Source organism: Phytobacter sp. (genome assembly GCF_059074235.1).
On the sequence record NZ_JCACPZ010000004.1, the window covers coordinates 1,661,585 to 1,683,427 of the forward strand.

General features: G+C 54.9%; 21 protein-coding genes. 9 read left to right on the forward strand and 12 right to left on the reverse strand.

The window, feature by feature from the left end:
• The first annotated feature begins 110 nt into the window (after positions 1-110).
• From AC5JPW_RS11815 to yjiA, 3 genes are all read left to right on the forward strand, one after another.
• Positions 111-2,264, forward strand: coding sequence for a carbon starvation CstA family protein (locus AC5JPW_RS11815; RefSeq protein WP_494240468.1), 2,154 nt, complete (start codon positions 111-113; stop codon positions 2,262-2,264).
• Positions 2,265-2,465: 201 nt separating this feature from the next.
• Positions 2,466-2,669, forward strand: a complete 204-nt coding sequence (locus AC5JPW_RS11820) for a YbdD/YjiX family protein (RefSeq protein ID WP_059180224.1) — start codon at positions 2,466-2,468, stop codon at positions 2,667-2,669.
• A 10-nt stretch (positions 2,670-2,679) separates the two neighbouring features.
• On the forward strand, positions 2,680-3,651 hold the full coding sequence (yjiA, locus tag AC5JPW_RS11825) for a GTPase (protein ID WP_494240469.1): 972 nt from the start codon (positions 2,680-2,682) through the stop codon (positions 3,649-3,651).
• 79 nt (positions 3,652-3,730) lie between these two features.
• Here the strand turns inward: yjiA and AC5JPW_RS11830 are convergent, their stop codons facing one another.
• Positions 3,731-5,254 (reverse strand): DNA recombination protein RmuC, encoded by a 1,524-nt coding sequence (locus AC5JPW_RS11830; RefSeq protein ID WP_494240470.1) that lies wholly within the window; start codon positions 5,252-5,254, stop codon positions 3,731-3,733.
• 179 nt (positions 5,255-5,433) lie between these two features.
• On the opposite strand from AC5JPW_RS11830, the gene AC5JPW_RS11835 reads away from it, so the two are divergent.
• The 5 genes from AC5JPW_RS11835 (at position 5,434) to AC5JPW_RS11855 (ending at position 10,256) form a co-directional block, all read left to right on the forward strand.
• Positions 5,434-6,702 (forward strand): DUF445 domain-containing protein, encoded by a 1,269-nt coding sequence (locus AC5JPW_RS11835; RefSeq protein WP_494240472.1) that lies wholly within the window; start codon positions 5,434-5,436, stop codon positions 6,700-6,702.
• A gap of 34 nt (positions 6,703-6,736) precedes the next feature.
• A complete protein-coding gene (mdtM, locus tag AC5JPW_RS11840) occupies positions 6,737-7,975 on the forward strand; it encodes a multidrug efflux MFS transporter MdtM (RefSeq protein ID WP_494240473.1) in 1,239 nt (412 codons plus the stop codon).
• Positions 7,976-8,088: 113 nt separating this feature from the next.
• The gene (locus AC5JPW_RS11845) at positions 8,089-9,240 is read left to right on the forward strand and encodes a double-cubane-cluster-containing anaerobic reductase (RefSeq protein ID WP_494240475.1); all 1,152 of its coding nucleotides are present in this window, start codon (positions 8,089-8,091) and stop codon (positions 9,238-9,240) included.
• A gap of 9 nt (positions 9,241-9,249) precedes the next feature.
• Positions 9,250-10,014, forward strand: coding sequence for a putative 2-hydroxyacyl-CoA dehydratase activator YjiL (gene yjiL / locus AC5JPW_RS11850; protein ID WP_494240476.1), 765 nt, complete (start codon positions 9,250-9,252; stop codon positions 10,012-10,014).
• Entirely contained in the window at positions 10,014-10,256 is a 243-nt protein-coding gene (locus AC5JPW_RS11855; RefSeq protein ID WP_494240478.1) for a putative Se/S carrier protein, read from the forward strand. The genes yjiL and AC5JPW_RS11855 overlap by 1 nt, the downstream gene beginning before the upstream one ends.
• A 22-nt stretch (positions 10,257-10,278) precedes the next feature.
• Here the strand turns inward: AC5JPW_RS11855 and AC5JPW_RS11860 are convergent, their stop codons facing one another.
• From AC5JPW_RS11860 to AC5JPW_RS11900, 9 genes are all read right to left on the reverse strand, one after another.
• Positions 10,279-11,346, reverse strand: coding sequence for a DUF2955 domain-containing protein (locus tag AC5JPW_RS11860; RefSeq protein WP_494240480.1), 1,068 nt, complete (start codon positions 11,344-11,346; stop codon positions 10,279-10,281).
• A complete protein-coding gene (locus AC5JPW_RS11865; protein ID WP_494240482.1) occupies positions 11,336-12,403 on the reverse strand; it encodes an HlyD family secretion protein in 1,068 nt (355 codons plus the stop codon). Before AC5JPW_RS11865 ends, AC5JPW_RS11860 begins: the two co-directional genes overlap by 11 nt.
• A gap of 3 nt (positions 12,404-12,406) precedes the next feature.
• Entirely contained in the window at positions 12,407-12,874 is a 468-nt protein-coding gene (locus AC5JPW_RS11870; RefSeq protein ID WP_494240484.1) for a MarR family transcriptional regulator, read from the reverse strand.
• A gap of 111 nt (positions 12,875-12,985) precedes the next feature.
• Entirely contained in the window at positions 12,986-13,288 is a 303-nt protein-coding gene (locus AC5JPW_RS11875; protein WP_494240485.1) for a BrnA antitoxin family protein, read from the reverse strand.
• A complete protein-coding gene (locus AC5JPW_RS11880; protein WP_494240487.1) occupies positions 13,275-13,562 on the reverse strand; it encodes a BrnT family toxin in 288 nt (95 codons plus the stop codon). The genes AC5JPW_RS11875 and AC5JPW_RS11880 overlap by 14 nt, the downstream gene beginning before the upstream one ends.
• 125 nt (positions 13,563-13,687) lie before the next feature.
• Positions 13,688-14,638, reverse strand: a complete 951-nt coding sequence (locus AC5JPW_RS11885; protein ID WP_494240489.1) for a hypothetical protein — start codon at positions 14,636-14,638, stop codon at positions 13,688-13,690.
• Positions 14,639-14,910: 272 nt separating this feature from the next.
• Positions 14,911-15,960, reverse strand: coding sequence for a DUF1176 domain-containing protein (locus AC5JPW_RS11890; protein WP_494240490.1), 1,050 nt, complete (start codon positions 15,958-15,960; stop codon positions 14,911-14,913).
• A 137-nt stretch (positions 15,961-16,097) separates the two neighbouring features.
• Positions 16,098-16,703, reverse strand: a complete 606-nt coding sequence (locus AC5JPW_RS11895) for an ATP-dependent Clp protease proteolytic subunit (RefSeq protein ID WP_494240492.1) — start codon at positions 16,701-16,703, stop codon at positions 16,098-16,100.
• Positions 16,704-16,795: 92 nt separating this feature from the next.
• Positions 16,796-16,963, reverse strand: a complete 168-nt coding sequence (locus tag AC5JPW_RS11900) for a DUF1127 domain-containing protein (RefSeq protein ID WP_494240494.1) — start codon at positions 16,961-16,963, stop codon at positions 16,796-16,798.
• A gap of 176 nt (positions 16,964-17,139) precedes the next feature.
• Here AC5JPW_RS11900 and AC5JPW_RS11905 point away from each other — a divergent pair, with 176 nt between their 5' ends.
• On the forward strand, positions 17,140-18,558 hold the full coding sequence (locus AC5JPW_RS11905) for an aminotransferase-like domain-containing protein (protein ID WP_494240495.1): 1,419 nt from the start codon (positions 17,140-17,142) through the stop codon (positions 18,556-18,558).
• 45 nt (positions 18,559-18,603) lie between these two features.
• Here AC5JPW_RS11905 and foxA read toward each other — a convergent pair whose 3' ends face one another.
• Together foxA and AC5JPW_RS11915 are read right to left on the reverse strand one after the other, a co-directional pair.
• Positions 18,604-20,706, reverse strand: a complete 2,103-nt coding sequence (foxA, locus tag AC5JPW_RS11910) for a ferrioxamine B receptor FoxA (RefSeq protein WP_494240497.1) — start codon at positions 20,704-20,706, stop codon at positions 18,604-18,606.
• Positions 20,707-20,879: 173 nt separating this feature from the next.
• Positions 20,880-21,836, reverse strand: a complete 957-nt coding sequence (locus tag AC5JPW_RS11915) for a helix-turn-helix transcriptional regulator (protein WP_494240499.1) — start codon at positions 21,834-21,836, stop codon at positions 20,880-20,882.
• Positions 21,837-21,843: the final 7 nt, after the last annotated feature.

The window sequence follows — 21,843 nt, forward strand, 5'->3', positions numbered from 1 at the left end:
TAACTAAATCGCGCCCTTTTTACGCTTGTAATTTGTCATGATCGCTACCAGCAAAAATTGACTTTCAACACATCAACTCTCATTCCATTTTTCCGTTAATCAGGTCTGATATGGATACTAAAAAGCTATTCAAACATATACCCTGGGTGCTCGTTGGCATCCTCGGCGCGTTCTGTTTATCTGTGGTCGCGTTACGCCGTGGTGAGCACGTAAGCGCGCTGTGGATTGTCGTTGCCTCCGTTTCTGTTTACCTCGTGGCGTACCGTTATTACAGCCTCTACATCGCTCAGAAAGTGATGAAGCTGGACCCTACGCGTTCCACTCCGGCAGTCATCAACAATGACGGCCTGAACTATGTACCGACCAACCGCTACGTGCTCTTCGGTCACCACTTTGCCGCTATCGCTGGTGCAGGCCCGCTTGTTGGTCCGGTTCTGGCAGCACAAATGGGTTACCTGCCGGGTACCCTGTGGCTGCTGGCGGGCGTTGTGCTGGCCGGTGCGGTGCAAGACTTCATGGTGCTCTTTATCTCTTCTCGCCGTAACGGCGCGTCTCTGGGTGAGATGATCAAAGAAGAGATGGGCCGCGTACCAGGCACCATCGCCCTGTTCGGCTGCTTCTTAATCATGATCATCATCCTCGCCGTACTGGCGCTGATCGTGGTAAAAGCGCTGGCTGAAAGCCCGTGGGGTGTATTCACCGTTTGCTCCACCGTACCGATTGCCCTGTTTATGGGTATCTACATGCGCTTCCTGCGCCCGGGTCGTGTGGGCGAAGTCTCAGTGATTGGTATCGTGCTGCTGGTTGCGTCGATTTACTTCGGCGGCATCATCGCCCATGACCCGTACTGGGGCCCGGCGCTGACCTTCAAAGACACCACCATCACCTTCGCGCTGATTGGTTATGCCTTTATCTCCGCGCTGCTGCCTGTTTGGCTGATCCTCGCACCGCGTGATTACCTGGCAACCTTCCTGAAAATCGGCGTGATCGTCGGTCTGGCGCTGGGTATCGTTATCCTGAACCCGGAACTGAAAATGCCTGCGGTCACGCAGTACATCGACGGCACCGGTCCGCTGTGGAAAGGGGCAATGTTCCCGTTCCTGTTTATCACCATCGCCTGTGGCGCCGTGTCTGGCTTCCATGCGCTGATTGCTTCCGGTACAACACCGAAACTGCTCGCGAACGAAACCGACGCACGCTTTATCGGTTATGGCGCAATGCTAATGGAGTCCTTCGTGGCGGTGATGGCGCTGGTTGCGGCATCTATCATCGAGCCGGGTCTCTATTTCGCGATGAACACCCCGCCAGCTGGCCTTGGTATCACCATGCCAAATCTGCATGAAATGGGTGGTGACAATGCGGCCATGATTATGGCGCAACTGAAAGACGTCAGTGCACATGCAGCGGCAACCGTCAGCTCCTGGGGCTTCGTGATCTCTCCTGAGCAGATCATGCAGACCGCGAAGGACATCGGTGAACCGTCTGTTCTGAACCGTGCTGGTGGCGCACCAACCCTGGCGGTAGGTATCGCTCATGTGTTCCACAAAATCATGCCGATGGCAGACATGGGCTTCTGGTACCACTTCGGTATCCTGTTCGAAGCACTGTTTATCCTGACCGCGCTGGATGCCGGTACCCGTGCTGGCCGCTTTATGTTGCAGGACCTGCTGGGTAACTTCGTACCGTTCCTGAAGAAAACCGACTCACTGGTGGCGGGCGTTATTGGCACCGCTGGTTGCGTAGGCCTCTGGGGCTACCTGCTGTATCAGGGCGTGGTTGACCCGCTGGGCGGCGTGAAAAGCTTGTGGCCGCTGTTCGGTATCTCTAACCAGATGCTGGCAGCCGTAGCGCTGGTACTGGGTACCGTTGTACTGATCAAAATGCAGCGCACCAAATACATCTGGGTCACCGTGGTTCCGGCTCTGTGGCTGCTGCTTTGCACCACCTGGGCGCTGGGTCTGAAACTGTTCAGCACCAACCCGCAGCTGGAAGGCTTCTTCTTCATGGCTAACCAGTACAAAGAGAAAATTGCCGCAGGCGGTGCTGACCTGACTGCCCAGCAGATTGCCAACATGAACCATATCGTGGTGAACAACTACACCAACGCCGGTTTGAGCATTCTGTTCCTGGTCGTGGTTTACAGCATCATCTTCTATGGCATCAAAACCTGGTTGCAGGTACGTAACAACACCGTGCGTACCGACAAAGAAACCCCGTACGTTCCGGTTCCGGAAGGCGGCGTGAAGACCTCTTCACATCACTAAATCGGCAACCCTAAAACCCCGCTTCGGCGGGGTTTTTAAGTGAGCCACGCAGGCGTAATTGGCGCAGGCAGTTTGAACGCGGACAGCGCGGAAAAACCGGAGCGTACACGTAGTACGTGAGGATTTTGAGCACTGCCCAGGTTCAAAATGGCAAGTAAAATAGCCTGCATCCCCGGGCTTTATTCATATCTGGATAGTGCAATGTTTGGTAACTTAGGCGAAGCAAAAAAGTACCTCGGCCAGGCGGCGAAAATGCTGATTGGCATCCCGGATTACGACAACTACGTCGAGCACATGAAAACCAATCATCCGGATAAGCCGTATATGACCTATAACGAATTCTTCCGTGAACGCCAGGAAGCACGCTACGGTGGAAGTGGCGAAGGCGGCGTGCGCTGTTGCTAATGGAGGCAAAATGACACCGATTGCAGTCACCCTACTTACCGGTTTTCTCGGCGCGGGTAAAACCACCCTGCTGCGCCACATTCTCAATGAGCAACACGGTTTTAAAATCGCCGTTATCGAAAACGAATTCGGTGAAGTCTCCGTCGACGATCAACTGATTGGCGATCGTGCCACACAAATCAAAACCCTGACCAACGGCTGCATCTGCTGCACTCGCTCTAACGAACTCGAAGACGCACTGTTAGACCTGCTCGACAGCCTTGACCATGGCGACATCGCGTTTGACCGCCTGGTGATTGAGTGCACCGGCATGGCCGATCCTGGCCCGATTATTCAGACCTTTTTCTCCCACGAGATCCTCTGCCAACGCTATCTGCTGGACGGCGTGATTGCGCTGGTGGATGCGGTACATGCCGACAAGCAAATGAACGAGTTCACCATTGCTCAGTCCCAGGTGGGCTACGCCGACCGCATTCTGCTGACCAAAACCGATGTCGCGGGCGACAGTGAAAAACTGCGTGAACGCCTTGGCCGCATCAATGCCCGCGCCCCGGTGTACACCGTGACCCACGGGGATATCGATCTGGCCTCCCTGTTCAATACCAGCGGCTTTATGCTCGAAGAGAACGTCCTGCCCGGTAAACCACGCTTCCATTTTATTGCCGACAAGCAAAACGATGTCTCATCGATTGTCGTGGAGCTGGATTATCCGGTTGATATCAGTGACGTGTCCCGGGTGATGGAAAACCTGCTGCTCTCGTTTGCCGACAAGCTGCTGCGCTACAAAGGCATGCTGTGGATTGATGGTGAACCAAACCGCCTGCTGTTCCAGGGCGTGCAGCGCCTTTACAGCGCCGACTGGGACCGCCCGTGGGGCGACGAGCCGCCGCACAGCACGCTGGTGTTTATCGGCATTCAGTTGCCCGAGCAGGAGATTCGCGATGCCTTTGCGGGTCTGAAAGGCACGGCGTCTGAGGCGTGATGGCCCTTTCGCTTTTAAAACACTCAGCGTGAACAGGCCCGGTATGCAGGTGCTACCGGGATGTTTGCAAGCAATCAGATTAAGATTCAGGTAAAGCGGGAGCGTCAGGGAGCGCTGTATCAGGCTCAGTCAGCGCTTCGGCAATCAGCGTCAGGCGCTCATGTTCGAAATCCCGGTGCGACAGCTCCAGCTTCGGCAGCTCTTTGTTGACCTTCTCGGAGAGTTTGCCAAAACGTTCCACTTTGCCGTACAGCCCCTGGTTGCCCACCAGCGCAGTGATGGTGGCGTTGTACTGATTGCTGGCGGTAGAGAGCGTGCCGCCAAGTTTGCCTAATCGATCCGCGACCAGACAGACGTTATTGAAGATTTCCCCGGCCCGTTCGCTGATTTCCCGCGCTTCGCTGTTACTGCGCTCAATCATCCACAGATTGGAGACAGTGCGCAGAATCGGGATAAGCGTTGTGTGGGAGACCAGCACAATCCCTTTGCGATAGCCGTATTCAAACAGTCCTTTGTTGGTTTTCAGCGCCTCGATATAGGCCGCTTCGATAGGCATAAACATCAGTACAAAACTGGGGCTACGGATGCCCGCCAGATTGGTGTAGTCCTTCGAGGCAAGGTCATCAATGTGGCGGCGTACCGCCATGATATGGTCGTCCATCGCCCGTTTCTGCTCGTCCGGCGTTTCGGCAGAACAGGCGCGATCGTAGGCATTAAGAGACACTTTACTGTCGATGATGATGTGTTTGTTGCCCGGCAGACGAATCAGGTAATCGGTCTGCTTGCGCTTGCCCTCTTCGTCACGGAACGCACTCTGAACTTCATAATGCTCTTCTTCAACCAGCCCGCTCATTTCAAGGGTGCGACGTAACTGTGCCTCACCCCAGGCCCCGCGCTGCTGAGAATCCCCCTTCAGGGCAGAGGTCAGGTTGGTGGCCTCGGCGCTCATCTGCAGACCAATTTCCAGCACCTTTTTAATCTCAGCATTGAGGTCAGCGTTACCGCGAATCGAGGCATCATGCACCTCGTTCACCCGCTTCTGGAAACCTTCAATTTGCTCACGGAACGGCTTGAGCATGTCGTCCAGACTGGTTTTGCTGGTAGTAGTAAAGGTTTTGCCCTTCTCCTCAAAAATCTTGTTGGCGATATTTTCGAACTCACGCGAAAGAGACTTTTTGGTCTCATCCAGACTGGCAAACTGCTCGCGGAAGTGCTGCTCACGCTGGTCCAGTGTGGTTTTCAACTCGGTGTAGTCGTGGTCAAGCTGCGCAGACAGACGGCGCTCATCCGTAAGCTGATCCTCGGTTTTTCCCAGTCGCTGGAGCAGCTCTGCGGCCCGTCCTTTCAGGTCGTTAATCTGCTGGCGCAGCACGCTGGTATCAATATCCAGTTGATGCTTTTCGTTACGCAGCGCTTCCGCTTTTGCTTCCTGCTCGCGAAGCACTTTTTTCGTCGCGGCCAGTTCGTCTTCCGCCTGGTCGTGGTCATGCTCCAGCGTCGCCACTTTTTGTGCAAAGGCCTGCTTAGTCAAAAACCAGCCAAATGCGCCCCCCAGCAGGGCAGCCAGCACGGCAGCAATAATCGTGAGCGTCATGTCGGTCATTCTTTTCTCCCTCTTTTCTGCGACTACCATACCCGTGGTGCATCAGGATGCAATCATTAAACGCTGAGTCCTTAGTTCCCCCTCACCCCGGCCCTCTCCCTCAAGGGAGAGGGAGTAAACCACTCCGCTCAACCTTGAAAATTCAGCGAAATTCGCCGCCTGGCTCTATGCTTAAAACCATGAACAAAATCACAGAACTTAAACGCGCCAAGCGTCTGGCGCTCTCATTACTGCTGATAGCCGCAGCGGTCTTTGTTGCCACCCTGTTTCTGCCACCCAACTTCTGGGTGAGTGGCGTAAAGGCCATTGCCGAAGCAGCGATGGTCGGTGCGCTGGCGGACTGGTTTGCCGTAGTCGCGCTGTTCCACCGCGTGCCGATTCCGTTTATCTCGCGTCATACAGCGATCATCCCGCGTAATAAAGACCGGATTGGCGACAATCTCGGCCAATTCGTGCAGGAAAAATTCCTCGATACCCAGTCACTGGTAGAACTGATCCACCGTCATCAGCCCGCCCAGATGATTGGTGCCTGGTTTAGTCAACCGGATAACGCCCGTCGCGTGGGCCAGCATCTGCTGCAGGTGATGAGCGGGTTTATGGAACTGGCTGACGATACGCGAATCAAAAATTTGCTCAAACGCGCCGTGCACCGGGCGATCGACAAGGTGGATCTGACCCAGACCAGCGCCTCAATGCTGGAGAGCATGACCAAAAATCAGCGCCACCAGGTGCTGCTTGATGCCCTGATAGGCCAGGTCGTGCAACTGCTGCAAAAAGAGAGCAGCCGGGAATTTATTGCCAACCAGATAGTGCGTTGGCTGAAGACCGAACATCCGCGTAAAGCGAAAATCTTGCCCACTGAATGGCTGGGTGAGCAGAGTGCGGAGATGGTGACCCGTGCGGTGAACACCCTGCTGGATGATGTCAGCCATGATAGTGCCCACCAGATCCGCCGCGCCTTTGACCGCGCCGCCCTGAAGCTTATCGACAACCTGAAACACGACCCGGAGATGGCCGCCCGCGCTGATAACATCAAAGAATATTTGAAAGAAGATGAAGCCTTTAATCGCTATCTGGGTGAGATGTGGGGCGATCTTCGTAGCTGGATCAAAACCGACATGCAGTCCGATGACTCACGCATCAAACTGCGCATTACTGAGGCGGGCCTGTGGTTTGGTGAAACCCTGCTGGCCGATAACGCCCTGCGCACGTCGCTCAATGAGCACCTGGAACAGGCGGCTTACAGCATTGCACCGGACTTCGCCAGTTTCCTCACCCGCCATATCAGCGATACGGTAAAAAGCTGGGATGCACGGGATATGTCACATCAGGTAGAGCTTAATATCGGTAAAGATCTGCAGTTTATCCGCATCAACGGCACTCTGGTCGGCGGTTCCATTGGCCTGGTGCTCTATCTGCTGTCGCAAATTCCGGCGTTGCTTGCATAATAAGCGTTCGACAGAGCCGTATAAGGAGTGCGTTATGTCATGGAAGTCAGCCTTTTTCGCCCGCTACGGTGGGACCTTTATCTTCCCGATGGCGCTGGTGCTGTATGACTTCGCCGCCTACCTGACCACCGATATGATCCAGCCGGGCATCATTCAGGTGGTACGTGATTTTGACGGCGACGTCAGCCTCGCACCGCTGTCGGTGAGTCTCTATATGGCGGGCGGCATGGCGCTGCAATGGCTGCTCGGGCCGCTGTCTGACAGAATTGGCCGCCGCCCGGTTCTGCTCGCTGGCGCACTGATCTTCACTTTGGCCTGCATCGCCACCCTGTTCACCACCAGCTTTGAGCAGTTCCTGGTAGCACGTTTTGTGCAGGGCACCAGCATCTGTTTTATCTCCACGGTGGGTTACGTCACCATCCAGGAAGCCTTTGAGCCAACAAAGGCTATCAAGCTGATGTCGATGATCACCTCGGTGGTGCTGCTCGCACCGGTGATCGGCCCCCTGAGCGGCGCGGCGCTGATGCACTTCGTGCACTGGAAGGTGATCTTCGGTGTGATCGGCGCGATCGGCTTTATTGCCTGGCTCAGCCTTATGCTGGCGATGCCAGAGACCATCACAAAACAGAGCGAGCCCCTGAGGGCAAAAGATGTGGTGCGGGACTTCGCTGCCGTCTTTCGCAATCGTGTATTCCTCAACGGGGCCGCCACGCTGGCGCTCTACTACATCCCGCTGATGACCTGGGTGGCCGTTTCGCCGGTGATCCTGATCGACGCGGGCGGCATGACCACCGCCGAATTTGCCTGGGCGCAGATCCCGGTATTTGGAGCCCTGATCGCCGCCAATATCGTCATGATGCGCTTTGTTGAAGATCCAACCGATCCGCGCTACATCCGTCGTTCGGTGCCGATCCAGCTTGGTGGTCTGGTGCTGCTGATTGCCGGTAACCTGCTCTACCCGCACGTCTGGCTGTGGTCGGTGCTGGGCACCAGCATTTATGCGTTTGGTATCGGGCTGATTTTCTCCACGCTCTACCGCTTCACACTCTTTTCTAATGACCTGCCAAAAGGCACCGTCTCCGCGTCACTCAACATCGTGGTACTCAGTACTGTCGCGATTGCCATCGAAGGCGCACGCTGGTTGTGGTTCTCTGCCGGGGGGCGAATTCCGTTCCATATGCTGGCGCTGGTCACCGGTGGCCTGGCCGTCATTTGCCTACTGAGCCTGATACGCCGGGTTCGGCAATATGACCACGCCAGCGAATGCCGCTAATCTCGCGGCAGATCAACAAAGCCACATATTTACAAAGGTTATAATCCTTCCCTCGGCGGCATCAAGACCGCCTCGTTTTTCATGGTCTCCCGTGTGACGGGGAAGGAAAAATCATGTCTCTTATTACAGAACTTCCGGAAGTTTTTGAGCAATTCTCCGAAGCCCGACAAAAAGGTTTTCTCACCGTGATGGAACTGAAGGAGCAAGGTATCCCGCTGGTCGGCACCTATTGCACCTTCATGCCACAAGAGATCGCGATGGCGGCGGGTGCTGTCGTTGTCTCACTCTGTTCCACCAATGACGAAACTATCGAAGAGGCGGAGAAAGATCTGCCGCGCAACCTCTGCCCGTTGATTAAGAGCAGCTACGGTTTCGGTAAAACCGACAAATGTCCGTACTTCTACTTTTCCGATCTGGTGGTGGGCGAAACCACCTGCGACGGGAAGAAAAAAATGTACGAGTACATGGCCGATTTTAAAGCCGTACACGTCATGCAACTCCCCAACAGCGCCACCGATGCGGCGTCCCGTGCGTTGTGGAAATCTGAAATCCTGCGCCTGCAAAAACAAATAGAAGAACGCTTTGGTCAGCCCATCAGTGAAGCCGCGCTTCGCGAGGCCATTGTGCTGAAAAACCGTGAGCGCCAGGCGACGGTTGATTTTTACCGCCTCGGGCAGCTTAACCCGCCTGCGCTAAGTGGTACCGACATCCTCAAAGTGGTCTACGGTGCCACCTTCCGTTTCGATAAAAACGCGCTGATTAGCGAACTGAATGAGATGACCGCCCGCGTGAAAGCGGAGTGGCAGGAAGGCAAACGGCTGGAATCGCGCCCTCGCATCCTCATCACCGGTTGCCCGATTGGCGGCGCGGCAGAAAAAGTGGTGCGCGCCATCGAAGAGAACGGCGGTTGGGTGGTGGGCTACGAGAACTGCACCGGGGCCAAAGCCACCGAGCGCAACGTGGCAGAAGACGGGGATGTGTATGACGCCCTGACAGACAAATACCTGGCGATTGGCTGCTCCTGTATTTCACCGAACACCGAGCGTTTACGCCTGCTCAGCCAGATGGTGGAAGAGTACCAGGTAGACGGGGTGGTGGATGTGATTTTGCAGGCCTGCCACACCTACGCGGTGGAGTCACTGTCCATCAAGCACCACGTGCGCCAACAGCACGACATTCCCTATATGGCGATTGAGACAGACTACTCCACGTCAGACATCGGGCAGTTGAGTACCCGCGTCGCCGCCTTTATTGAGATGCTGTAAGGAGTTGCCGTGACGTTCACTATCGGAATTGATTCCGGCTCAACCACCACTAAAGGGATTTTGCTCGACGGCACCACCATTGTGCGTCGTTTTCTCTGCCCCACTTCGTTTCGCCCGGCGGACAGTATTCATGATGCCTGGGAAATGCTGCGGGACGGGCTGAACAACAACCCTTTCCTGACGCTGACCGGTTATGGGCGACAACTGGTGGATTATGCCGACAAACAGGTCACCGAAATCTCCTGTCACGGCCTCGGTGCACGGCTGCTGCTGCCCGAGGCACGCACGGTGATAGATATCGGCGGGCAGGACAGCAAAGTTATCCAGCTTGATGAGCAGGGCAATCTCACCGATTTTCTGATGAACGACAAATGCGCCGCCGGGACGGGGCGCTTTTTAGAGGTGATTTCACGCACCCTGGGTACACGCGTAGAGGCGCTGGACGGCATCACCGATGGCGTGGAGCCGCACCCGTTGACCAGCATGTGCACGGTGTTCGCAGAATCTGAGGTGATCAGCCTGCGTTCGGCGGGCATCGCGCCCGAAGCCATTCTGGCGGGTGTGATTAACGCGATGGCGCGGCGCAGCGGCCATTTTATCTCGCGACTTTCAACCCAGGGGCCGCTGCTGTTTACCGGTGGCGTGAGTCACTGCGCGAGCTTCCGTCAGATGCTGAGCACACATTTGAAAATGCCGGTACACACCCATGATGATGCGCAGTACGCTGGCGCGATTGGTGCGGCACTGGTGGGTCAGCGACAGAGGAAGCGTTGATGGCGGAGTACCTGTATTTGTTCCACTCCACCGTGGGGGTCATGCAAACCCGCAAACTGTTGCAGAGCGCAAAGATAGGCTTTCGGGTAGCGGATATTCCCCGCACGTTACGCGGTGGCTGCGGCTTGTGCATTCGGCTTCACTGCGCGCCAGGAGAAGAGACGCAGTGGGTAATACCCGGGGCAACCCAGGCCATTTACCGCTGCGTGGATGAGGTGTTTGAGCAGGTGGCAGAGTTTTAGCGCATGCCCCTGCCCTGACAATCTACGACTCCTCAATCACGAACCGCGTTGCCTCAAAGCGATTTAAGATCAAGTGCACCAGGAAGACCATGGTCAGCGTACCCAGTAGTGCCACGGTGACCGACACAATACGGTAGAGATCGCTGAACACCAGGTCCGTGTCCGGGTGGAGGTTCTGTCCAAACATGATGCCGATGGTCGTCACACTGGCAAAGCCCACGCCCGCGCCAACCTTTTCCATTACGTGCAGCCGCGCGCTAAATGCCAGCCCAAGGCCGATCAGCGGCATCATCAGCAGCATATGGCTGCTGTGGTTATAGAGCACCAGTTGCACCAGCAAAATGTAGAGACAGGCGAGCATCACCCCTACCACACGCCAGATTGAGCTCATCACCGCACCGCGATAATGCATCGGGAAGAGGATCAAAATGCCCGCCATTAACGCCGACAAAGAATCACTGAGATCGCTGAGCTGGAATACCACGAAGATCATCGTCGCCACGGTGCCTGAGAGCAGCGATTCGTGGCGCACGCGGGCGTCACTTTTTTCGATCCTCGGCGGTGGGTTACGGGGATCGACATCGGGGATCAGGTAATTCATCAGCGCGCTGAGCATCACCGCCATCACGCTGGCTTCAATATTGGAGAAGATCAGCGTATGCCAGTCACTGGTCGGGTAGCTCATGAAGTTGAGCATCGTGCTCTGACACACCACCCCGGCGGAGCCGAAGAGAAACAGCGGCCCTTTGCTCATAAAACGAAAACGCATGACATACAGGCCGAACACCACCAGCGTCATCATCACCGGCCATTTCGCCAGATAGCCGATGATCAGCACCATCTCAACACAGTTAATCACCGCACTGAAGATGAACTGCTTTGCCACGTGGCGGTTAAAAACCGGCACCAGCGAAAGCAGCATCACCGGGTAGACGACGTAGAAAACGCCGTAGCTGGTGTTATAGAAACTCGAAATACTGAGCGCGATCATCCCGGCGAACACAATGCGCAAAGTCTGGCGAAAATCGTTCGCTGTGTAGACGATGTTGCCGTGCGGCGTGAAGACACGCGCCAGGGTATTAATAGACATAGTGCAGCCAGCTCACGAGATGAATTTGCAGCCCGGAGAAGAAGCGGGCAAAGGCCCCTTCGCTGTTGTAAAGCTGGACGGTGGCGCGTGCGCCGGTCGGCAGATTTTTTGGCATCTCGTCATCAAGCGCAACGTGAATACGCATACGCTGCGCATCACGTACCCAGCGGTTGGAGGTTTCCGGTTCAGACAACGATCCGTTTACCGCTTCCTGGCCTGCCAGCACACCGGCATCGCTGCTGGTGACGTGGGCGCGGAACACCTGACCCGGCAGAGCATCAAAGACCACGGCGGCATCGGTACCCGGATGGGTATGACGCAAACTTTTCTCGCGGAAATCCGCCACGATATCGGCATTGTCATGCACCAGCGCCAGTGCGGCACTGCCGGCAGCGGCGTAAAAACCCGGACTGAGCTGTAGGTTACTTACCTTGCCATCCATCTCCGCACGAACCTGCGTCCAGCCGAGGTTAAGCTGCGCCTGTTCGAGACTATTCTGGTACTTTTGCAGCGTCACGTTACGGCTGTCGTCACGTTCGCCACGCTCAATGGTGAGGGCGTGGATACTGGCATTGAGGTTGTTAACTGACTGCACGCTGCTCTGCCAGGTCGTGCGCACTTTATCCAGATCGGACTGGGAAACGTTCTGCATCGTGCCCAGGCGCTGGTAGCGATCAAAGGTCACTTTGTCGTTCTGCGCGGTGAGCTGGGCCGTTTTCAGATTCGCCTGGGCCGCCGCAATTTGTGCATCCAGCTGTTGATTGGTCAACCTGGCCTGCGCGAGAGCGATTTTTGCCGCATCGACTTGATTATTAAATGGCGTGGCATCTAACTCGAACAGCAGATCACCCTTCTTCACCAGGCTGTTGTTTTGCACGTGCACCTGGGCGACATAGCCCGCTACGCGTGAAGAAACCGGCGTCACTACGCGCATCACCGTGGAGTCAGGCGTCAGCGGGATCCAGATATCCGCAACGATAAAATAGACAAACATCAGCAGGAAAGAGGCAATACTGACCCTTACCCAGCGGGCAAATTTTTGTTCTGGCGTCATCATGATTTATTGAGTCTTATTATCTTCACTACGCATTACGCGTAAATTGCAGGCGATTTGATTCAGGGTGGCGCTAAAAATCTCAAGATTCTCAGCCGCGATATTTTGTGCAGCCCGTTCCTGGCAAGCTTCAATCACGCTGGTGATTTTCTCCAGCATGACGCGTCCTTCAGGCGTCAACGCGAGCAGGCGGATGCGCTTGTCATACGGCGATATCGTACGTGCGATCAGCCCCTGAGCCTCGAGTTGGGTGAGAGTCCGCATCAGCGGCGGCAGTTCGATGCCCTGCACCTCTGCCAGTTCACTCACCGAGACGTTATCCCCTAACTGACGAAGCTGCATCAGCACCGTCCAGCCGGACTGCGTCAGCCTCGTATCTGCCAGCGCGTGATCGATAGTCGCACGCCACTGGCGCACAATCATCGCCATACGCATCCCTAAAGGTCGGCGGGCAAACAGTTCATCTTCAGTCACGGGAGGCTCCTCATTTAACGCTGAGGAGGATAATAGTTACCAGGGTAACTATCAAGAAACGAGTGTGAGAAAAAGCATGGAATGCGAAAGGCCACATGACCGTGGCCAGGATTATTTCTTGTTCAGATCGCGCAGCATGGCATCGCGCAGAATGGCATTAAGGCGGGTCTGATAGCCTTTACCGGGCCGTTTCAGCCACTCCATAACATCAGCATCAATTCTGACGGATGCCTGAGTTTTTAGTGGCCGATAAAATTTGCCACGTGCGGCTTCAGACCACTGCAGATCATCTGTTGCAGGAATGTCGCTGTAATCAATGTCATCATCGACTTTGGCGGATAACACGTTCAATTCTGCCCGATGCTCAGCACTCAGAACCGGTGCCTCGCCACGTTTATGCTTAACCATGCTCATATCGATTTCTCTCCTTACGATCTGCCTTACGCGCACTGATTATCCGAATAACTTCATTCCCACTTTCAAACAAAACAGTATGTGCAACGAGGATGACAACAATACCGTGTACAAGACCAATGGACTGCCAGCGGTATTCACCATTTTCATAGCGCTCCTGCATCGATAAACGCCAGGGATCATCAAATACTAAGACCGCATCCTCAAAACGCACCCCATGCTTGCGCCAGTTACTCTCTGCCTTGTCTGAGTGCCATTCAAACTCCATTGGCATAGTGTACCCTCCCTTATTGTATATACAAAAAAGAATATACAACAAGGTTAACGTACGCACGAAAATGGCGTTTTGATGATGCAAAAATGGAAGGGTGCTTCAGGAATGCATGACATCCGTAACGGTCACACCATCCCCCACATCTCTCTTTGCCACCCTGCCCGTTCCACGATCGATGGAATACCTTCTTGTTCCCAGAAACGCAGTGAGATATGACCACTGCTCATGCCACCACGACTGAAGCGGGCGATGTAAACGGAGTCCCCATCCAGCATGGTGGTGTTGGTGCGGGCGAGAACCAGATTGCGCAGCAGGGTCGTCAGCTCTTTTTTGGTGCCTGGCAGCGGAATGCGCGACGTGGATTTGCGCAGTTCCATCCACAGCCAGGGATCACCGCGCAGCCCCCACCCCTCTTTTTCCAGCACCAGCAGATCGCCAATGGTGGCCCAGCTACGGCCAAGCGGGATTCGCGATTTTTGTTTCTCTAGCTCAAGTAGCGCAGGCAAAAAGGTATCGCGCCAATAGTCAGTGTTCACCCACCAGTGTGGCGGAATCGAGGCATGGGGTGTAAAAGGCGCAGAAAGATCGGTGCCCGTCAGCGCCAGGAAAGCAGCTTTAAAACGGACTTCGGCAGGGGTATTGGGGGCGACGCACTCTTCATCACTAAAGAGCATCACCAGATTGTCCATCAACAACAGATCGGGGTAACCCATGCCTTCAGGCAACCCCTGAGCAAAAATGATACGCATCAACTGGGCAAGCGTGCGAGAAGCCGGAGAAAGGGCGAAACCCAGATCCGGGCGATCCTTATGTTTCTTGCGCGCAATGTCATACGCAGTCTGGCGGGCGCCTTTGGTTTTCAGTTGTATATCTGCGCCAAATTGCAGTAAGCGACCAATCGTTTCCAGACCCGCCCCATGCCAGGCCGCCTGGTGCAGTGCAGTAAATCCTTTGCCGGGTGACGCATGATTGATCAGTGCCGGAAATCGTTCGAGGAGAGCAAGGACAGCATCCCATTCCCCGTGAAAAGCCTTATCAGAAAGCTGCTGCGAAGCTAGCGCGAGCGTGTCATCCATACTGCCTCCTTTGTCCATCATCGCGACCGATTTTGGCGATTTTATCCCCACTTTTTATAAAAGGTACAGTTTTCCTATAAGAGATATTTATCAATGTGGTGTGAAGCTGTTCACGCCCTGAATCTTTCCCCAAACCGGACAAAAGATATATCAGGAGAAAACGAGTCTGGAGCGTGAGAGGGGGTGTGGAAGTTATGAATACAAAAATGGCACCTCAGCTTACCAAAACCGCCTAAAAGGTAAGCAGAGATGCCATTAACGAAAAATCAGTCTTACTCAGGCTCTTTCACTTGTGCCACAAATGACGGGAGATCCCAGGTGCCGCCAGCGCGAATATAACGGCACATACCGGTGGTAGACTGGCTGCTCTGGGCAAAGGCTTTGCCGTCCCATACCCATTCCGATGATGCCCAGCAATCGCCAATACCACGGCCACGCTGGCCCAGTGAAATCAGGCCATCGCTGTAGTCTGATGCCGAATCCGTCACCAGGACGGGTGTGCCCTGCATTTTGCTGTCGGTGACCCAGAAGCCGTAGCCTTCGTTATAGGCCGCGCGCCAGCAGAGTGCAGAAATCAGCACCTGATTGTTACTCAGCGGCGTCAAAGTGACGTCATTCTCACCCTCTTCCGCCTTCTCATCCGGGTTTTGCAGACGATCGCAACTGTTGTCTTTGGTCAGCGTGGCCATCAGTTTAGGCTTCAGGGCCGTGACTTCCGCGACGGTCAGCGTACGCTCAGGCGCTTCGCTGATTTTCGCCGCATTAATCACTGGTGCTGCCACCGCCGCAGTGACGCCACTTTCGGGTTTGTCACCTTTCTTGATCAGTGCACCAGGGGTGTCAACGCGCCCCTGAACGTCGTCCATTTTCAGCAATACCGCCGTCGCCCCGTCACCGGAAAGAATGAACGGTTTTGCTCCGCCCCTGAACTCCACCTTACCGCTGCCTTTCACGGCGGTGATCAACGCGGCGGTCTGAGCATCAGAGAGACGCCAGGTATCGCTGTCCTGCGCTTCCACTTCGCCAAGCTCAGCGCCATCAATCCACAAGGTCAGTTTCGGCTGCTGGACAGTTTCGTCCGATTCCATTTCTGCCAGCACTACATCCACCGTAACCGGCGTATCTGCGCCCGCTTTACGCGTCAGCAGTACCGAACCACTGGCCTCTTCTTCCGGGCTGTATCCGGCGGCGCGACAGGTCAATGTGTTATCACATACCACTTCCCAGTCTTTATGGTTAAAGGAGGTTCCATTGTTGTCCGCCAGGACAGGCGCACTGAGCGTCGCCATCATCACAAAAGCGGCTTTATAACTGTTATTCATGCCGTTTCTCCGTAATCAGAATCACCGACAGTGTGAAGAAATTCGGGCGTTCGGAGAAGTGAATTTTTGAGGTCAGAGAGAGGAAAAAACGTTGCTTTTTGCCCCCGCCATTGCGACAGGGGCACAGACGAGATAAATCAGTCCAGATTCAGCTCTTCGTAGCTTTTCACCACGCGGGAAACAATCCCATAATCAATGGCTTCCTGCGGGTTCATCCAGTAGTTGCGATCGGTATCTTGTTTCACTTTTTCCACCGTCTGGCCGGTAGCGTCCGCGATAAGACGGTTCACGCGATCCAGCATGCGAATGATCTCTTTTGCTTCGATCTCAATATCGCTCGCCTGACCACGCACGCCGCCCAGCGGCTGGTGAATCATAAAACGGGTATTTGGCAGCGCATAGCGGTGCTCTTTCTTCGCCGCGAGGAAAATAGTGATCCCGGCGCTGGCTACCCAGCCGGTACCAATAACATGCACTTCCGGCTTAATGAATTTGATGATGTCGTGAATGGTGTCCGCCGCTTCAACGTGACCGCCCTGGCTGTTGATGTAGATTTTGATCGGCGCATCGCTAATGCCCTGCAACAGCAGCAGTTGGGTGACCACTTTCTCGGTCAGCGTCTGGTTGATTTCACCGGAGATGATAATGGAGCGTGAATCCAGCAATTTCTGCTGCATCAGTTGCGTCACATTGCCGCCTTCGGTCTCTTTTTTCTCGTCGTCCTTACCGCCCATAAAATGCATGTTGTGTCCCCCGTAATGGTGATGGCATTAAGCATAGTCTACGCCAGAAAAGGCGGAAATTAACAAGATGTTATCTCCGCCTTTTGGGGGGATCAATAACCAAGGTCGTGGCGGCTTAATCCTAAGTCTTTCAATTGCTCATCACTTAACCGACTCAGTACCTTACGGGTGTGGTGGCGCTGCCACTTTTTCACCAGCCAGTTCCAGGTGTGGGTGAACAATAAAAACGGCCGTTTTGATCGATTTTCAAAGAATTCCATCGCGTCTCTCCTCACTCTCGCAGAGCCATATCTTCGCTGGAATTGACCATAACAATACAGATTCAGAAATCACTTTTCTTTAACATACAGATCCACTAAAACTGTATCTGCACGGCAAAATCAGCGCCGTTCTGTACTGGTTTAAAAATCTGTATGGTGAGAATTGGGGATACAGCATGACGCGTTATGAAAATCTGGCCACGCTGCTGGCTGAACGTATTGAACAAGGGTTGTACCGCCACGGCGAGAAGCTGCCCTCGGTACGTAATCTGAGCCAGGAGCATGGGGTGAGCATCAGTACCGTGCAGCAGGCTTATCAGGTACTGGAAAATCTGCAGCTTATTCGCCCCCAGCCGCGTTCAGGCTATTTTGTCGCGCCACGCAAGGCTCAACCTCCGGTTCCCGCCATGTCGCGCCCGGTACAGCGCCCGGTGGAAGTCACCCAGTGGGACGAAGTGCTGACGCTGCTGGAAGCGCGTAGCGATCGTGAAATAGTCAACTTTGGTGGCGGCTCGCCGGATGTGACCCAGCCGAGCTTAAAGCCGCTCTGGCGTGAGATGAGCCGCCTGGCACAGCACAATGTCCATGACGTGCTGAGCTACGATCCGCTGGCGGGACAACATGAACTGCGCACTCAGATTTCCCGCCTGATGCTCGACAGCGGATCGTCAGTCGATCCAGACGATATTGTGATCACCAATGGCTGTCATGGTGCGCTGGCCCTGGCGTTACTGGCGGTCTGTAAACCCGGTGATATTGTCGCCGTCGAATCCCCTTCGTTTTACGGCACCATGCAGTTGCTACGCGGGTTTGATATTAAAGCCATTGAGATCCCAACCGATCCGGAAACCGGTATCAGCATTGAAGCGCTGGAAATGGCGCTGGAACAGTGGCCGATCAAAGGGGTGATCCTCGTCCCCAACTGCAATAATCCGCTGGGCTTTATCATGCCGGAAGCACGTAAAAAGGCAGTACTGGCGCTGGCTCAGCGCCACGACATCGTCATTTTTGAGGACGATATTTATGGCGAACTGGCAACGGAGTACCCTCGCCCACGCACCATAAAATCGTTCGACATCGACGGGCGAGTACTGCTGTGTAGCTCGTTTACCAAGTCTGTCGCGCCGGGTCTGCGGGTCGGCTGGATCATTCCAGGCCGCTATCGCGACCGCGTGTTGCATATGAAGTATGCCGCAATTGGCACCAACGTCCCCTCCACGCAACTGGCGATGGCGGCGTTTATCCGCGATGGTCACTATCACCGCCACGTTCGGCGGATGCGCCAGATTTACCAGCAGCATCTGGAAACCTATACCTGCTGGGTGCGTCAGTATTTCCCCTGTGAGATCTGCGTTACGCGCCCGCAGGGGGGCTATATGTTATGGATTGAGCTGCCGGAAACGGTCGATATGCTGTGTGTGTCACGCCAGCTCTGCCGCCTGAAGCTGCAAATCGCGCCCGGCTCGCTGTTTTCTGCGTCCGGTAAGTACCGCAACTGCCTGCGTATTAACTGCGCGATGCCGCTGAGCGATAAGAATCGAGAGTCGATTCAGAAGGTAGGGGAAGCGGTGCATATTGCGATGGAGGAGGGTTGAGGTGTGAGGGAGAAAACATGCCCGGCACACTGCCGGGCATCTCTATCAGAACGAATATGACACGCTGCCCACAATGCTGCGCTCAGCACCAAAGTAGCAATAAGACAAGGAGTTACAGGCTGCCACGTAGCTCTTATCCGTCACGTTATTGACGTTAACCTGCGCGCTCAGCCCCTTCAGACCGACATTGCTCAGGTCGTAGCCCACCACCATATCCATCAGCGTATAAGACGGCAGCGTATGGGTGTTCTGGCGATCGGAGGTAATCCCGTTCACATAACGCACACCGGAACCGACGGTCAGACCGTTGAGCGGGCCGCTCTTCACATCGTAACTCAGCCAGGCGCTGGCCTGATTACGCGGCGCATAGACGGCACGTTTGCCCTGCTCTTCCGGGCTGCTCTTCTTGTAGCGAATATCGGTGTAGGTATAGGCCGCCTGCAGACGAATGTTCTCCGTCAACTGACCGACCGCTTCCAGTTCCACACCTTCAGATTCAATTTCGCCAATGGAGCGGTACGGGTCGGTCGGCTCCTCTTTAGTGGCGATATTTTCCTGATTGATGCGGAACACCGACGCGCTGTACATCGCCTGCATCCCTTCCGGCTCATACTTCAGCCCGGCTTCCCATTGTTTGCCTTTCATTGGCTTAAGGATTTTGCCGTATTCATCGGTAAAGCTGGTTGGCGTAAAGGCAGTTGAGTAGCTCACGTACGGGGCAATCCCGTTATCGAACAGGTACAGCAACGCCGCACGGCTGCTGAAGTGGCCTTCGTCCAGCGTGTCGCTGGTATCATTCAGCTTGTTGACGTTGGTGACTTTCACCTGGTCATGACGACCGCCGAGGGTCAGACGCCAGTTATTAAGCGACATCTGATCCTGCACGTAGATACCGGTCTGCTCCAGCTTATGCTTCTCGCGGCTGTACATAGTGATGTAGTCCGGATCGGCACCATAGACCGGGTGGAAAGCATCAATCGCCGGGAAGCCACCGTAGTATCCGGTGGTATTGTTGCTGCGACGCTGATAATCCACGCCCAGCAGCACACGGTGGTTCACAATGCCGGTTTCGATGTTGCCATCGACCTGGTTATCCAGGGTCAGCGCATTCATCTTCTCATCGGAGCCGGAATAGCCGCGGTTCAGTTCAGTATCGTTCAGCCAGCCCGCCGCATATACCTGATTCAGGTTCACTTTGGTCTGCAGGTAGCGCAGCTTCTGGCGAACGGACCAGCCACTTTCGAAGGCGTGCTCAAAGTTGTAGCCGACCATGTTTTCGCGACGATCGTAGTTGTCGTAATCGTCTTCGCCTTCAAAGAAGGTATTGGAGATTTTCTTGCCCGCGTGCGGCACAACGGTGCCTTCATATGGCAAACCGGAGTGGCTGCCGCCTTCCGGATCGCGGTGCAGATAAGCCATCACATCCAGACGCGTCCTGTCGGTAATGCGCCAGGTCAGGCTCGGCATGATCGCATAACGTTCTTCTTTCAGATGGTCAAATTGAGAGTCAGCGTAACGGGTCATCCCACTCAGGCGCACGGCGACACGATCGTTATCATCCACCGGGCCCGTCACATCAAACGCAGCACCGCGCTGGTTATTGTTACCAGCAAACAGCTTGACCTGACCGCCTGCGTCGAAGGAGGGCTTACGCGAATTCAGCGCCACAATCCCTCCTGGGGAAGAGCGACCATAGAGTACCGACGCAGGGCCACGGACCACTTCCACGCTGTCGAGGAACCAGGGGTCAACCACCAGCGAACTATGCGAGTTGGTGTCGCCCATCATTTTCAGGCCGTCGAGATAGATGTTATCCAGACTGCCATCGGAGAAGCCGCGCATTACGATGTAATCAAAGCGGTTGGACGCACCAATCTGGTTGGCGTAGACACCTGGCGTATAGGTCACGGCCTGGCGGACGCTGGTCGCGCCCTGCTCTTCAAACTGCTGGCGCGTCACAATGGAAACAGACTGCGGCGTTTCAATATCCGGCGTCTCCAGCTTGGTTGCACCACTCTGCATTTGCGAGGTCACCACCAGCGTGTCGCTCTTTGTCGACGAGGTTGCGGACTCTTCTGCATAAGCCATCAGGCTCATCCCACCGGTAATACAACCAATCATCAGCGCCAGCCGCGTTTTTGCGAACATGAAAATCTCCAGAAGCCGTTATTATTGTAAATAAGAATTATTACCCTTTTGAACGCAGCAATAGCTATGCGCAGTGCCAGAACGCGTATGCGTGGTGCCAAAGTGCATTACAGATGCGGAACTTTGGGCTATATAGCGGGTAAAAGCGGCGATATCCCGGAGAAAATGCCGGGTTAATTGGATTGTCGGGCATCACCTGGTGCAATACCGTAGTGGCGGCGAAACGCGGTTGAAAAGTTAGTGGCATGCTGATAGCCCGACATCCAGGCCGCCTGCTGCACACTGTAGCCCTGTGCGAGGTAGCGCCGCGCCTGCTCCAGCCGACATTCACGCAAGTAATCAAACACCGTGTGTCCGTAGGCCTGGCGGAACTTCACCCGCAGACTGCTGCTGCTCATCGCCGCCAGTTGGGCAAGTTCAGTGAGGGTGTACTCTTTTTCAGGCTGCTGCTCCAGCATGCGTCGAATCGTCTCCAGACGATGGTGTTCACTGACCGGAGAGGTATGGCGGGGCGCATGATTTTCCAGACGGTGGGCCAGGCCGTGACCCAGAAGTTGTAGCATCACCCCTTCGAGCATCAACTGGCGCGATAATCCGGACATGCCAGATTGCTGGGTATGTTGTAATCCGGAAAGCAGAAAGCCCGGTACCTGCCACAAAAACGTCGGCGCGCCGCTGCTTTCCCACTGCTGTAACAGCGCCGAAAGTAACGGCGATTGCCAGCAGTTTTGCGGATCCACGCCCAACGAAAAGGTGCGCAAATGATGGTCTGCAAGATGGCTGGCATTCATCACCTGCTGCTCGCTCAACCGGGAGGTAAAGGCCATACCGGAACGCACCACAAATTCCTGGCCGCCTAACCGCAGCATCACGCTACCTTCCAGTACCACCAGCATATAGAGCGGGCAGCTATGCAGTGACGTGGTCTCATAGGGTTGCAGCACCCGGATGTCAGAACTGGTCAGATTGAGGCCGGACGAGAGCGCGATCTCTTCCACATCGCCTTTAATGACAATGTGTTTTTCTTTGGTGATATCACGCGTTTGAGACAGTGAAGGGAAGCGATAGTCGATGCCGTAACGCTCGCCAAACACGATAAAGTCTTCTACGGAAAAGTGTTTTTTTTGCATAGCGGGC

What these genes read in the sequence shown, in the direction of transcription:
- AC5JPW_RS11815 (WP_494240468.1), top strand. Translation starts at nt 111, where the DNA reads ATGGATACTAAAAAGCTATTCAAACATATACCCTGGGTGCTCGTTGGC.
- AC5JPW_RS11820 (WP_059180224.1), top strand. Translation starts at nt 2,466, where the DNA reads ATGTTTGGTAACTTAGGCGAAGCAAAAAAGTACCTCGGCCAGGCGGCG.
- yjiA (WP_494240469.1), top strand. Translation starts at nt 2,680, where the DNA reads ATGACACCGATTGCAGTCACCCTACTTACCGGTTTTCTCGGCGCGGGT.
- AC5JPW_RS11830 (WP_494240470.1), bottom strand. Translation starts at nt 5,254, where the DNA reads ATGACCGACATGACGCTCACGATTATTGCTGCCGTGCTGGCTGCCCTG.
- AC5JPW_RS11835 (WP_494240472.1), top strand. Translation starts at nt 5,434, where the DNA reads ATGAACAAAATCACAGAACTTAAACGCGCCAAGCGTCTGGCGCTCTCA.
- mdtM (WP_494240473.1), top strand. Translation starts at nt 6,737, where the DNA reads ATGTCATGGAAGTCAGCCTTTTTCGCCCGCTACGGTGGGACCTTTATC.
- AC5JPW_RS11845 (WP_494240475.1), top strand. Translation starts at nt 8,089, where the DNA reads ATGTCTCTTATTACAGAACTTCCGGAAGTTTTTGAGCAATTCTCCGAA.
- AC5JPW_RS11855 (WP_494240478.1), top strand. Translation starts at nt 10,014, where the DNA reads ATGGCGGAGTACCTGTATTTGTTCCACTCCACCGTGGGGGTCATGCAA.
- AC5JPW_RS11860 (WP_494240480.1), bottom strand. Translation starts at nt 11,346, where the DNA reads ATGTCTATTAATACCCTGGCGCGTGTCTTCACGCCGCACGGCAACATC.
- AC5JPW_RS11865 (WP_494240482.1), bottom strand. Translation starts at nt 12,403, where the DNA reads ATGATGACGCCAGAACAAAAATTTGCCCGCTGGGTAAGGGTCAGTATT.
- AC5JPW_RS11875 (WP_494240485.1), bottom strand. Translation starts at nt 13,288, where the DNA reads ATGAGCATGGTTAAGCATAAACGTGGCGAGGCACCGGTTCTGAGTGCT.
- AC5JPW_RS11880 (WP_494240487.1), bottom strand. Translation starts at nt 13,562, where the DNA reads ATGCCAATGGAGTTTGAATGGCACTCAGACAAGGCAGAGAGTAACTGG.
- AC5JPW_RS11885 (WP_494240489.1), bottom strand. Translation starts at nt 14,638, where the DNA reads ATGGATGACACGCTCGCGCTAGCTTCGCAGCAGCTTTCTGATAAGGCT.
- AC5JPW_RS11890 (WP_494240490.1), bottom strand. Translation starts at nt 15,960, where the DNA reads ATGAATAACAGTTATAAAGCCGCTTTTGTGATGATGGCGACGCTCAGT.
- AC5JPW_RS11895 (WP_494240492.1), bottom strand. Translation starts at nt 16,703, where the DNA reads ATGCATTTTATGGGCGGTAAGGACGACGAGAAAAAAGAGACCGAAGGC.
- AC5JPW_RS11900 (WP_494240494.1), bottom strand. Translation starts at nt 16,963, where the DNA reads ATGGAATTCTTTGAAAATCGATCAAAACGGCCGTTTTTATTGTTCACC.
- AC5JPW_RS11905 (WP_494240495.1), top strand. Translation starts at nt 17,140, where the DNA reads ATGACGCGTTATGAAAATCTGGCCACGCTGCTGGCTGAACGTATTGAA.
- foxA (WP_494240497.1), bottom strand. Translation starts at nt 20,706, where the DNA reads ATGTTCGCAAAAACGCGGCTGGCGCTGATGATTGGTTGTATTACCGGT.
- AC5JPW_RS11915 (WP_494240499.1), bottom strand. Translation starts at nt 21,836, where the DNA reads ATGCAAAAAAAACACTTTTCCGTAGAAGACTTTATCGTGTTTGGCGAG.